We start from the raw sequence: 12,929 nt of genomic DNA on the forward strand, positions 1-12,929 counted from the left end.
CCACGTAGAGTTTCTTAGGATAGCCACATAGATCTCATAGGATAATTGTCAGCAGCTCTAGAAAAGGTGTTACCTTTAGACTATTAAAATAATAAATCTCGTCTAGCGTGCCGTTCTAATACAAATGAAACGCAAGCCGTTAATTTCTTTGCCATATTAAGGTGTAAAAATTCATTGGGACCATGCGCGTTAGAATGAGGTCCAAGGACACCAGTAATCATAAATTGAGCTTCTGGAAATAATTCACCTAACATACCCATAAAAGGAATAGTACCTCCCTCACCCATATACACTGCAGGTTTATTATAAAAAGCCATGGACGCGTCATTAACCGCTCGTGCAAACCAATCTGCTACTAATGGTGCATGCCAGCCGCGAGCGCTATCTTGAATATTAAAAGTCACATGAGCGTGATAAGGTGGATTTTCTGTCAGCGCATTTTGCATTGCTACTGCCGCCTGTTTTGGCTCTGTTAAAGGAGGAAGGCGCATGGATAACTTTAGAGATGTTGTTGGCCTAAGTACATTTCCCGCATTTGCAATAGTAGGCAAACCATCGGCACCCGTAATAGTTAAAGCAGGACGCCAAGTACGATTTAGAATTAATTCAACTTCATCTTTATTAACAGGTTCAACATCCTGATGTAATGGAAATGATTTATAAATCTCTTCCTTTAAAGCCTTTGCACAATCAATAGCTTGTTTCTTTCGTTGTTCAGGAATATCACAATAAAGTTCTGGTAGAGTAATTTCTCCAGTCATCTCATTTTCAATTCGATTGAGTAACTGACGCGCAACTCTAAAGCTGTCAGCAACAATCCCACTACCATTCCCTGAATGAACCCCTTCTGTTAAAAGCTCTACTTTTAATTCACCAACAACATTACCTCTAAGTGAGGTTGTCATCCATAACTGCTCATAATTTCCTGCGCCAGAATCAAGACAAATGACTAAAGAAGGTGTGCCTATTTTTTCTTTAAGAATTTCCATGTAGAAAGGCAAATCATAACTGCCACTTTCTTCACATGCCTCTATAATTAATACACAACGTGCATGCGGTATTTCTTGCTCTTGTAAAGCCCGAATGGCGGTTAAAGAAGCATAGGCAGCGTAGCCATCATCAGCACCACCTCGACCGTAGAGTCGATCTTCGCGTAATACTGGCTCCCAAGGACCTAAACCCTCTTGCCAACCCACCATCTCTGGTTGCTTATCAAGATGACCATATAAAAGCACTGTATCGTTAATCGCACCAGGAATATCTAAAAACAACAAGGGTGTACGACCTGGAAGGCGAATCACTTCTAAATTTGTGCCCTTGGGCGCATATAATCTACACCAATGCGCAATATGACAAACAGCCTGCTCCATATAACCATTTTTTTCCCAATCTGGATCAAAGTGAGGAGATTTATTAGGTATTTTTATGTAATCACATAGGCTAGGTAAAATTGCATTATCCCATTCTTCGGCAATAAATTTATACAAAATTTCGGGATTCAGCATGCAATTGCTCCTTAATAATAGTTAAAATTTTAGTTGTGGCAGGCTCGATTTGCAGCGCTTTAATTTTAGTAATGATCTCATCTTTATTATGATAAGTTTGCTTAACAGCCTGAATTAAGGCTTGACTTGTTAAAGTATCACTATCAAGGACGGTGCTAACCCCCAATTGACTAAAGTAGTGGGCATTTTGAATTTGATCACCTCGACTTGCTTGCAAAGATAAGGGAACTAATACGTGTGGTTTTTGTAATGCTAACAATTCACAAAGTGAATTAGCACCAGCACGCGACACGACTAAATCGGCTGCAGCAAATAAATCAGGTAGCTCTTTATCTATAAATTCAAATTGGCAATAACCTGGGTGATTTAAAGAGATGTCTTTCTTTCCCTTGCCACATAAATGAATAACTTGAAATTTTTGTGTCAACTCACTTAGCGATTGACGAATAATTGCATTCAAACTACTAGCGCCTTGACTACCGCCCATCACTAATAAACAAGGTTTTTCAGAAGTGAAGTGGCAATATTCTAACCCACGCAAGCGCGAGCCTAAAAACAGTTGCGGTCTAATTGGTGTACCTGTTACTTCAACTGATCTGTTTTGCTTAAAATATTTCTTCGCTAGCTCAAAATTAACACAAATTTTATCTGCAAAAGGAAAACTTAACTTATTTGCTAAGCCAGGCGTCATATCCGATTCATGAATGACAACAGGTATTCGGTTTAACCAGGCACCTAGTACAACTGGAAACGCAACAAAGCCACCTTTAGAGAAAACTACATTCGCTTTAAGCTTTCGTAGCAAATGATAAGATTGGATAATTCCTAGTAAAATTCGAAATGGATCAAAAAAATTTTGCCAACTAAAATAGCGTCGCAACTTACCTGAGCTAATTGCATAGAAGGGGATATGGCCAACACTATTGATTATACTTTCCTCTACACTATTTTTTGAGCCTATATAATTAACTTGCCAATCTTCTTGTGTTGCTGCTTCAATTAAAGCTAAATTGGGAGTCACATGTCCTGCAGTACCACCACCTGTAAAAATAATTTTTGGCTTCATGTCCCTTCCTGATTTTTAACAAGCTCTAATTAACAAACTTAAATCAATTGCTTGAATTGATTTAGTAATATTACCTACTGAAATATAATCGACCCCTGTTTGAGCAACTGCTTTAATATTGTCTAGATTTATCCCGCCGGACGCTTCTAAATCACATTGATGCGGTGTATTTAAGTTTACGGCTTCTACAAGCATGGCTTGCGTAAAATTATCAAGCAAAATGCGATCAGGCTGAGCTTGTAAGGCTTCTTGTAATTCTTCAATCGTTTCAACTTCTACTTCTACTAACAAATCAGTATTAGTCTCTCGTGCCCGCTTAATAGCATTGGTAATTGAACCGCAGGCTTTAATATGATTTTCTTTTATTAAAAATGCATCATACAAACCCATACGATGATTAACACCTCCTCCACAAACAACAGCGTATTTTTGCGCATAACGAAGACCAGGTAAGGTTTTTCGTGTATCTAATAGCCGTGCTTTAGTCCCTTCTAATTCCCTAACATAATAATGAGTTTGTGTTGCTGTTGCTGATAATGTTTGTAAGAAATTTAAAGCACAACGCTCAGCCGTTAATATATCTTTAGCCAAACCTTTCATGAGGCATAATGTCGTTGCTTTCGGTAACCAATCGCCTTCTTTAGCGAGCCATTGAAGTTCTATAGACGAATTTACTTCTCGAAAAGTGGTTTCAACCCAAGGTTTGCCACAAAGTATCATGGGCTCTCGTGAAATAATTTCTGCTTCGGCATATACATTTTCTTCAAGTAGACCAGCACTGACATCACCATTACCAATATCTTCTTCTAATGCTCGTCTGACATCATTTAATACCCAAGATAAATTAATCATTTAAAGCTTCACCTTTTTGTTTAGCATAACGATTCTTTAGCCAAGGGGGCGCAACCACCGTGGTCACAATAACCATTAAAATAATGGCAGAAAAAAGTTGATCAGAGATAACACCTAAGGTTCTACCAATTGAGGCAAAAACTAATCCTACCTCTCCTCGAGGAAGCATACCGATACCTATTAGCATTCGGTCATCGTTTCTACTTCCACCTAACCCACTAAGTAATTTTCCTACAATAGCAGCAACGATTAGACCACTAGCCATAATAATTACTTGCCAGTTCATAAATGCCTCAAGCTTAACTTGTAAGCCAATTAACATAAAAAATAAGGGAGCTAATAAAGATTCAATCGGTGAAATTAAATCGTTAATCTTTAAACTATGCTGACGTGAATTTTCTTTATTTTCAAAAAAGCTATCATTAATAATCAACCCTGCAGCAAATGCACCAATAATGGAAGCAAGTTTTACTACTGTGGCAAGCCAGGCAAAAAACATGACAAAAATAAATGAAATAAATAATTTCTCTTCCCATAGATCCAGAAATTGAAAGTACTTAATTGATTTATTTAGTAACCAAGGGCCAACTAAAATAGCTACCATAAAAAATAAGATAGTTGCAATAATAACCTGCCCTATCATAAACAAATCAACATGTCCTTGGATCACGATACTGCTAACTATAGCAAGGATAATAAGTCCTAAAATATCATCAAGCATAGCGGCACCAAGTATTGTTCTCGCTTCACGTGTTTTTAATTTATTCATCTCCGAAAGTACACGCGCCGTAATACCTATACTTGTTGCTGAAAGTGTCGCAGCTACAAAGAGATTTACCTTATAGGAAGCCTCTGGCACGATAGCATAAGCAACTAAAAAACCTAAAATAATAGGCGCAATAACGCCAATTACCGCAACTTTTACTGACGCAACGCCTGTGTGCTTTAATTCTTGAATAGAACTTTCTAAGCCTACTTTAAAGAGAAGAAAAATAACGCCATAGCGAGAAAAAACATCAAGTACGTAACCTACTTTAATAAACTCCATACCTGAAGGACTACTCAAAGCTTGAGTTACTTGAGCAGCATAAAAAGGATTGGGTACATATTGAGTAACTGCTTGAGCAAGAGGATTCCCTACTAATAAATCCTTCATAATAGAATAGATTGCAGCGCCTTCACGCAATACAACTATTAATTGAGAACCAAAGAAATAACAGGCATTACCGATTAAAACGCCCATTAAAAGCTCGCCCAGTACACCTGGCTGATTTAAAAGCTTAGCAAAATAACGGCCTAAAATAGCAAAAGAAAAAAATAATGTTACCCATAGAATCACATTAGCGATTGGATCATGGGCCTGCATATCGTTTGCAAATACGGTAACAGGCGACATTAATAGTAAGAGAAAAAACTTAAATTTATTTAGCATCTTATTTACATTTCGCAAGAAACAAACATGTTTCCAAAACAGAATCTGGATTCAAAGATACGCTATCAATCCCTTCTTGCATTAACCACTCTGCAAAATCCTGATGATCAGAGGGCCCCTGCCCACAAATTCCTACATATTTGCCCTTAGCTTTACAAGTTGCTATCGCCATATGTAATAATGCTTTGACTGCTTCATCACGCTCATCAAATTGAGCTGCAACCAATCCTGAATCTCTATCAAGTCCTAAAGTTAACTGAGTTAGATCATTTGAACCAATTGAAAAACCATCAAAGTAGTTTAGGAACTTATCTGCTAGCAACGCATTCGAAGGTAATTCACACATCATAATAACACGCAATTCATCTTTACCTCTCTCCAAGCCATTTTGTTTTAGTACCTGAATAACTTGCTCGGCTTCTGAAACTGTTCTAACAAAGGGAATCATCACTTCAACATTCTTAAAGCCCATTTCCTCACGTACTTTTTTAATAGCTTGACACTCTAAAGCAAAGCAATCAGCAAAATTAGGAGAAACATAACGAGAAGCACCTCGAAAACCTAACATTGGATTTTCTTCTAACGGCTCGTGGTATTTGCCACCGGCTAAATTAGCATATTCATTTGATTTAAAATCAGACAGGCGTACAATCACAGGCTTAGGATAAAAAGCTGCTGCAATAGTGGCCACTCCTTCGCTTAAACGATCAATATAAAAATTGACAGGCGAGTCGTAAGCAGCGGTTTTTTCATCAATTAATGCGATTAATTCTTTATCTTCTAACCGATCATATTGAATGAGCGCTTTGGGATGAATACCAATTGTATTGGAAATTAAAAATTCTAACCTTGCTAAGCCAACACCTTCGTTAGGAATAGCTTGAAATGCAAAAGCTCGTTCTGGATTACCAACATTTAGCATCACTTTTAAAGGTAATTCGGGCATGTTTTCGACATCCAATGTGACACGCTCAAAGGGTAATAATCCTTCATAAACATAACCAGTATCACCCTCAGCACAACTAACGGTGACAGATGCGCCATCGGCAATCATTTTTGTTGCATCACCAGAACCAACTACAGCAGGTATACCTAATTCACGGGCAATAATGGCTGCATGACAAGTCCGTCCACCGCGATTGGTTACAATTGCTGCTGCACGTTTCATGACAGGCTCCCAGTCGGGATCTGTCATATCAGAAATTAAAACATCACCTGGCTCTACTCGATTTATTTCACTAATATCTTTAATGACTTTCGCTTTACCCTGGCCAATTCGCTGACCGATACTGCGTCCTTCAACAAGAATTTGCCCTTTACTTTGTAATGTATAACGTTCAAGCTTTTGCTCAGTTACACGACTTTTTACTGTTTCAGGTCTTGCTTGCAAAATATAAAGGCGGCCATCTTGCCCATCTTTAGCCCATTCAATGTCCATGGGCCGACCATAGTGTTTTTCAATAATTAATGCCTGACGAGCTAATTCTTCAACTTCATGATTGGTTAAAGAAAATTTAAGACGCGCTTGCTGCTCTACTTCAACAGTTTTTACGGTGCGTCCCTCAATTTGCTCTGTACAATAAATCATTTTACTTGCCTTACTACCTAAATTCCGCCGTATTACAGCGGGTCGGCCTGCACAAAGGCCTTGTTTATGCACATAAAATTCATCAGGGTTTACGGCACCTTGTACCACCATTTCACCTAAACCATAAGCAGAAGTAATAAAAACAACGTCATTAAAACCAGATTCAGTATCCATAGTAAACATAACACCACTGGCTGCTAAATCACTGCGTACCATTTGCTGGATTCCCGCCGATAAAGCAACCTCTTTATGCTCAAAACCATGATGGACACGATAAGCAATAGCACGATCATTAAACAATGAAGCAAATACCTGTTTGATAGCAGTTAATACGCCATCCAAACTGCGAACATTTAGAATGGTCTCTTGCTGGCCTGCAAAAGATGCATCAGGTAAATCTTCTGCTGTTGCTGAAGACCGAACTGCTACGCTAAAATCATTTTGGTTTATTGTCTGAGTTAGCTTTTGATAAGCTGCACTAATGGACTCTTCAAAGTCAGCAGAAAAAGGCGCTTGAATAATAAGTTCGCGAATCTTCTTACCTACTGCAATAAGCTCATCAATATCATCTGTATTTAAAGAATCTAACATGGTATAGATTTTTTTATCTAAACCATTTGTAGATAGAAATTCTCGAAATGCGTCAGCTGTGGTAGCGAAACCATGAGGCACTGAAACGCCTAATTGAGTTAAATGGCTAATCATTTCACCAAGTGAGGCATTCTTACCACCTACTTGTTCTAAGTCCTTCATCCCTAAATAGTTAAACTCAATCGTATGTTTGCTCGCCATCATTGTAGATACCTTAAGCGCTTTTAATTTTTGTCATTCTACTTAAATTACTAATTAATGTGAATGAGCTTATAGTAAAGGCAAATAGAAAATATTTGAGAAAATATACAATCAGTATATTTTTTAGCAGCATAGAGAAATTAAACACGCTTTAATTTATTAAATCCTAGACTAACTGATGAAAATACTTATTTTCTAAAAGACAAGCTAGCCACAGCTGGTTTTGTAAGTGTTTTATTTATTTGGATATGTTATTTTATTTATATTATCTGTATCTGGCATTACACTAGTTTTACCTTGATTAGGAAAAAAATTTGATGAGCCAGACGTTTTTAATTTCTTTAACGGCGCCTCATAATTATCTTCTTGTTTTGAAGTTTTTAACTGAGGCTCTTCATCTAAATCAGATTGCAAAAGTAATTGAGCATTTTTATCGTAATTTTGAACATAGGTCGCTGGTTGAATGGCTCTAGCTGTCATCTGCTGAATAACTATTTGATCCTTGCATAAAAAAACTGAGATATCTTGGCTGGGTATACCATCTTTTTCAATTGTACTGATATTTAAAAGCCTTGATTCCGTATCAACATTACATCCTTGTGGTGCAATAATACCACCCTCGTCATAAATAGCGTCGAAGGTTTCAGTAGTACCCCCATAGAGTAAGAAATCAATCGTGACATTATTATTTCTATTATCTTCATCTAAAGTAGCTAAGAGCTCAGTTTGAATTATCTTTAGTGCTTTATTAATGTCTATTAATGAAGAAACATGGGAAAGAACCTGAATTTTTTCAACTCGACTATTATATTCACCATAAACAGCAATGCAGGTATTTACGCCGCGCGTACAAACAAAATCGATATCCTCTAATTTAGCAAGTAACTTAGATGTAAGATAAGGCTTCTCACTTTTTTTACTCTCATCTTCAACGAATTCGTAAAGTAAGACAGACCTATCTGCACGTAACAATGCAAAATTATCCATTTTAATCTCGTAAACGACATCATTATTTTGATAAGGATCGGTTTCCAAGACGACATAGGAAAGTTCGTCATCAGAAAACTCATCATCTAATTCAGAATCAGAAAGGTCATAATTTTCATCTTTCATCTAGCAAGATACCTAATCAACTATCATATTAAGTATATGCAAAAAAACATCTTCTATTTTATCAGGCCATGAGATAGCCTACTTATTACTAAAGATAGGTAATAAATATCAATGACTTATATTGATATTGCTGCGTAAATAAGTGATTGAAGTATTTGCTTTAATGGTAAGCCCTAATAAGTTCACCTACTCAAATATATGCTTGCTAGTATTTTGAGACATGGTGAATCTATTTTGCAGATTTTGCCTTTGAAAAAAGAGTATAATTACTACACTTTTACCAATCCATTGTATTGATACTTTATTCATTTGATTTAACTAAATCTCAAATAAAAAACTTTAAAATTGAAATAAATTTTTAGTCTATACTTTAACCATTGTATTAAATAGCTGCACAAATCAATCAATGCCTACAGATTCTATTAATTTTACTAACAATGACAGGGACTACGATATTTTTTCTAATGTAGTAGAGCTAGGAATTCAATTTTGGTTAGATGGAGAATTATATCAAAGTCACTCTATAGAAGCAGCTTATCAAGGTATTCAAGGTTATATACCTTTTAGGGGTGACAGTGAAAATGACAGTTATGCACGTACTCCAACCCGTCAAATAGCTCAGCAAGTCATCGTTAGTGAATACACTAACATTGCGGATGTAGGAAATTTTACACAGTTATTCCAGGCTAATGTTTCAAATTATTTCGATTCACCAATAGAACCTTATGAAAAGGGTTATTTTGCAATTCCAGAAGAGGAAACTCTTTTTTTAAAAGAACAGTTCATGTATGAATTGCTATTAATGAAAGCAACTCAAAATATTGAAGTTTTAAAAGCTTTGCTGGAAACAGGTAATAAAAAAATTATCGCCGAACCTCGAAACCCGTTAGATTTGGAAAGCCCTTTTTGGGAAGGCAAAGCCAACGCTTTAGGACTAGCATGGATGCGAGTAAGAGATACACTTAAAGCTGAGTTGGAGCAAAGTGGAAAAATTAGGGTTCGTAAGGAATTTAGCAATGCTTTAACAGGCTATTTTTTTGGTTTAGACTTAGATAAAAATATAAATCAAGCGGATGATGAAGTTCAATATATTGATGCAGAAGAAATAATTAGCCAAACCCAGTTGTTATTAACAACAGCACAAATTCATCAAAGTAGACGTAGTCAGATGTTTGATGATGAATATTCGTTTGATATAGAATATCCATACACTACTTTCGGTGACCTTAGTACTTTTAAATCCCGCCTACCACCTAACCCACAAGATTTTCCTCTTCATACTGCAGCATATCAAGGTGATACTAATAAACTAAAAGAACTACTAGGTAAAGGGGTTGATCCAAACGCTCTTGATCAAGGCGGCGATTTTTCTATCGAGGATCTTAATTTAATTGATCCTGATATAAGGGACCAAGTTAATAGTATAACGGTTGAGGGTAGAAGTCCCCTATATTTAGCCTGTTCAAGAGCTTCTTCAGTTTTAGAAGGAAATAATCCTTATACAGGTAGACCTGAAACAGCACAACCTCACCCAAATACCTATGTGGATAGTGTAAGGCTACTACTTGAGTATAAAGCAAATCCACTTGTTGAAAAATCAAATAGTGATTCAGAAATTTTTACCCCAATCCATTTGGCAATCTATAGTGGTAATTATCAAGTCACCAAGCTTTTTAGAGAATATCAAGATGCAAGTGGCAAAAATTACATGCATACATTTTTAGAACAGTATGGATGTCACATTCGAGATCAATTTGACTGCGAAGATGTAAAATATCCTGATACCAAAAAAAGTATTTTCCTAGGCGGCTACCCCTTATTGTTCCAGGCAGCACAGGATGGAGACATAGAAATGATTAAGGCTATTTTTAATCATGCTAAAGAATTTTCAAGCAAATCAAATAGGAATTCTTTTTTTCAAGCAGGTAACAATTCAAATGAATCAGCGGTAAGAGACCAAAAAATTAAAAACTACTTAAACACAGAAACAAGCGATCAACCCTATGATTATATCTTACATGCTGCTGTAAAAAGCGGTAATCTTGAGGTTATTAAGCTAATTATAGAGAAAGGAGCTGATATTACAAAAGTTAATAGATTTAGTGAAACCCCTCTAGATGTTGCTCAACGTCTAGGTCATAGTGAAATTTGTTCTTATTTACAGGAAATATCAGACAATACTGCCAATAAAAACAATATTTATAATAATATTCACTCATAAGCTGACATATTACCAATCGCTACTTTATAATCATATCCCGACTACTGATGATAGAAGCAATCATCTAAATGATTAAATTAAAAGATTTAACTCCGAGAAATCTATTTTGTAATGCTACTATACTCTATTTTTGAGGCAGGTCTTATGGATGGTATTTCTCTTATTCGTTATGGTAATGGATCATCTCAAGTACGAAAATATTTTATCAAACTCTGTGCTTGGTTGCAGAAAAAAAAGGTCTTAATTTTAGATAGTGATCCTGTTCTTTGTGCAACAATCCTAGCATGTTCTGATATAAAGGGGACTTTTGTTGAGCATCTTTTTGCAATTCCTGCATGGCAACCAATTTATTCTATAGAATCTGAAGATGGGGTGCGTTGGAAAGCACTTTCACTGAATTGTTGTCAAGTATTTCGTACATTAAGATGGAAAGAGAACATTCCCCTGCAAGTGAACTCACATATTCAAACGCTAGCATGTGAAATGCACCATAACTCATCACTCGTTATGAATGCAGAACAGATATCCCGTATTGCACTACGGGTTTTATATGAGATTCTCTTTGAAAAAAAGATTAATTTACAGGATGAAATGCTTTTTTATAATGCCTCTATTGAGTGGCGAAAGGAAATCGCTTTAAAGGGTTCTGGAGATATTCAAGTAAAGCAAGCGTTTTGCCAACGTTTAACGGAGATTATTAGAGATTCCAGATATGGAGAAGGTCTTGTAAATGATGATATTAAAGATCCTACTTTGTGGTTATCCATCTTTGCGCAACCATTTATTTTGTCACCACAAATCAATGTTAGCGATATTATGGTCGCTGTTTTTTCATTTCTACGAGAAGATCCAATATTATATGAAGTCACACGTAAAAAGGTATTAGAAGGAGATGATGCTTTTTTACTAGCGCTACTCATGGAAGCTATTCGGCTTAAACACCCTTTTCCTATTCTAGAACGAGAGCTTTTAACTGATATGATAATTAACGGTAAAAATGTTTTATCCGGCACGCAAGTTATTATGATTCTTGATCAGTTCGTTCAGAGTCCTATCTTTAATCCCCAATCTTGGTTAGAGCCAGGTTTAAAACATCCCTTTGAAGGACTTGTGTTTGGAGCCGGTAAACGAATCTGCTTAGGTAAGTCACTCGCTAAGAGTTTGATGGTAGAGTTATTGAAATCGCTGTTAATTTATATACCCGATACAAAAATTCAACCTAATCTTAATCATCTCTACAGCGGTCGTGATAATGATGCTAAGACCTCTTTTAGGGAGTCTATATATCAGGCTAGGATATTTGGTAGAGCACTTTGGAAGAGTTTTAAAATAGGACTTAATAAGGCATCAAGAGGATAATGGTGGAATAGTAAAGTATAACACGAAAGAAAAAATAGAAATTACAGTGAAGATAGTCATAAACATCCAATTACGGTACGTAATGGCACATATGTTTTCTACCCAATAATCAAAGAATCCTGTGCTATAAAGAGGCATATTAGATTTTTTTCGACAGTTGTTTTCGATCGTAGTTAGGAAGCAAGGAATTGAAAAAAGCACTTCAACTATGACATAGGTTAATAGGAATAAATGAACGTTGCGAAAGAGTTGATTTTGCGTCCAAAACCATAATTGCCATTTACCTATTAAAATAGCAAAAGGTGTTAGAACTATAAAGAAGATAAATGCAATATGGATACTAAGAGTAGTATATGCAGCTCCTCTCCAAAATTTTTTCATCCTATCCCTTAATTAGTCAAAAGATACTCTTACTTTGCATCACAAAAGCTATATTTTTATCGTTTATATTTCTTAGATGCCTCTAGTTAATCACATATAGATCCTTTTATCTAAAGCTTTTCATTTACTCATTTTTATTTTTTAAATGTAATTTATTTCTAGGTTTATTTGACATTATACTAAAAAGTTAGTTATTACTTTATAAATTATTCTGTTGCACTCTATCTTCATTTAAATAGTCGACTAGCGTTAAAAGTGTTAATATAGCTATTTAACTTTATAGGTATTTAATTTATGTCAGATAAAACTCGTGGAACAGTAAAATGGTTTAAAGAAGATAAAGGCTTTGGTTTCATTGAAAGCAACGGCAAAGATTACTTCGTTCATTTTAGCGCCATTCAAAGTAGTGGTTTTAAAACCCTTTCAGAAGGTGCTGAAGTTTTATTTAAACCTGCACAAGGTCAAAAAGGACCACAAGCTGAGGAAGTTGAAGTTATTTAATTTAATTATTCAAGCCTCATTATTATATTGTAGATATTAAAATAATTAGATTGCTCTTATTAATATTGATAGGAGCAAAATAGCTCTGAAATTTTAAGCCTAGCTATTTTATTCCTTTC

10 protein-coding genes are annotated in these 12,929 nt (G+C 35.8%); 3 read left to right on the forward strand and 7 right to left on the reverse strand.

Annotated elements, in window-relative coordinates; all coding sequences use genetic code 11:
- Positions 1-83: 83 nt before the first annotated feature.
- The 6 genes from E1P04_RS12885 to E1P04_RS12910 all read right to left on the reverse strand — a co-directional run bounded on the left by E1P04_RS12885 (position 84) and on the right by E1P04_RS12910 (position 8,348).
- Positions 84-1,505, reverse strand: coding sequence for a M20 family metallopeptidase (locus tag E1P04_RS12885; RefSeq protein ID WP_131783309.1), 1,422 nt, complete (start codon positions 1,503-1,505; stop codon positions 84-86).
- Entirely contained in the window at positions 1,480-2,571 is a 1,092-nt protein-coding gene (locus E1P04_RS12890) for an undecaprenyldiphospho-muramoylpentapeptide beta-N-acetylglucosaminyltransferase (protein ID WP_131783310.1), read from the reverse strand. Before E1P04_RS12890 ends, E1P04_RS12885 begins: the two co-directional genes overlap by 26 nt.
- A 15-nt stretch (positions 2,572-2,586) precedes the next feature.
- Entirely contained in the window at positions 2,587-3,423 is an 837-nt protein-coding gene (nadC, locus tag E1P04_RS12895; protein WP_131783311.1) for a carboxylating nicotinate-nucleotide diphosphorylase, read from the reverse strand.
- On the reverse strand, positions 3,416-4,855 hold the full coding sequence (locus E1P04_RS12900; protein WP_131783312.1) for a cation:proton antiporter: 1,440 nt from the start codon (positions 4,853-4,855) through the stop codon (positions 3,416-3,418). The genes nadC and E1P04_RS12900 overlap by 8 nt, the downstream gene beginning before the upstream one ends.
- A gap of 1 nt (position 4,856) precedes the next feature.
- On the reverse strand, positions 4,857-7,238 hold the full coding sequence (ppsA, locus tag E1P04_RS12905; protein WP_131783313.1) for a phosphoenolpyruvate synthase: 2,382 nt from the start codon (positions 7,236-7,238) through the stop codon (positions 4,857-4,859).
- 231 nt (positions 7,239-7,469) lie between these two features.
- Positions 7,470-8,348, reverse strand: a complete 879-nt coding sequence (locus E1P04_RS12910) for a hypothetical protein (RefSeq protein WP_131783314.1) — start codon at positions 8,346-8,348, stop codon at positions 7,470-7,472.
- Between the two features lie 406 nt (positions 8,349-8,754).
- Here E1P04_RS12910 and E1P04_RS12915 point away from each other — a divergent pair, with 406 nt between their 5' ends.
- Both E1P04_RS12915 and E1P04_RS12920 read left to right on the forward strand, forming a co-directional pair.
- The gene (locus E1P04_RS12915; RefSeq protein ID WP_131783315.1) at positions 8,755-10,569 is read left to right on the forward strand and encodes an ankyrin repeat domain-containing protein; all 1,815 of its coding nucleotides are present in this window, start codon (positions 8,755-8,757) and stop codon (positions 10,567-10,569) included.
- 111 nt (positions 10,570-10,680) lie between these two features.
- The gene (locus E1P04_RS12920; RefSeq protein ID WP_131783316.1) at positions 10,681-11,928 is read left to right on the forward strand and encodes a cytochrome P450; all 1,248 of its coding nucleotides are present in this window, start codon (positions 10,681-10,683) and stop codon (positions 11,926-11,928) included.
- On the opposite strand, the gene E1P04_RS18390 is transcribed toward E1P04_RS12920, so the two are convergent.
- The gene (locus E1P04_RS18390) at positions 11,917-12,309 is read right to left on the reverse strand and encodes a DUF2784 domain-containing protein (RefSeq protein ID WP_131783317.1); all 393 of its coding nucleotides are present in this window, start codon (positions 12,307-12,309) and stop codon (positions 11,917-11,919) included. The genes E1P04_RS12920 and E1P04_RS18390 overlap by 12 nt on opposite strands.
- A 294-nt stretch (positions 12,310-12,603) precedes the next feature.
- On the opposite strand from E1P04_RS18390, the gene E1P04_RS12930 reads away from it, so the two are divergent.
- Positions 12,604-12,810 (forward strand): cold-shock protein, encoded by a 207-nt coding sequence (locus tag E1P04_RS12930; RefSeq protein ID WP_131783318.1) that lies wholly within the window; start codon positions 12,604-12,606, stop codon positions 12,808-12,810.
- Positions 12,811-12,929: the final 119 nt, after the last annotated feature.

This window comes from Legionella gresilensis (assembly GCF_900639865.1).
Taxonomy (GTDB): Bacteria; Pseudomonadota; Gammaproteobacteria; order Legionellales; family Legionellaceae; genus Legionella_C; species Legionella_C gresilensis.

Coding starts and splice junctions, on each gene's coding strand:
- E1P04_RS12920 (WP_131783316.1), top strand. CDS start 10,681: ATGCTACTATACTCTATTTTTGAGGCAGGTCTTATGGATGGTATTTCT.
- E1P04_RS12900 (WP_131783312.1), bottom strand. CDS start 4,855: ATGCTAAATAAATTTAAGTTTTTTCTCTTACTATTAATGTCGCCTGTT.
- E1P04_RS12910 (WP_131783314.1), bottom strand. CDS start 8,348: ATGAAAGATGAAAATTATGACCTTTCTGATTCTGAATTAGATGATGAG.
- E1P04_RS12930 (WP_131783318.1), top strand. CDS start 12,604: ATGTCAGATAAAACTCGTGGAACAGTAAAATGGTTTAAAGAAGATAAA.
- E1P04_RS12890 (WP_131783310.1), bottom strand. CDS start 2,571: ATGAAGCCAAAAATTATTTTTACAGGTGGTGGTACTGCAGGACATGTG.
- nadC (WP_131783311.1), bottom strand. CDS start 3,423: ATGATTAATTTATCTTGGGTATTAAATGATGTCAGACGAGCATTAGAA.
- E1P04_RS12915 (WP_131783315.1), top strand. CDS start 8,755: ATGCCTACAGATTCTATTAATTTTACTAACAATGACAGGGACTACGAT.
- ppsA (WP_131783313.1), bottom strand. CDS start 7,238: ATGATGGCGAGCAAACATACGATTGAGTTTAACTATTTAGGGATGAAG.
- E1P04_RS18390 (WP_131783317.1), bottom strand. CDS start 12,309: ATGAAAAAATTTTGGAGAGGAGCTGCATATACTACTCTTAGTATCCAT.
- E1P04_RS12885 (WP_131783309.1), bottom strand. CDS start 1,505: ATGCTGAATCCCGAAATTTTGTATAAATTTATTGCCGAAGAATGGGAT.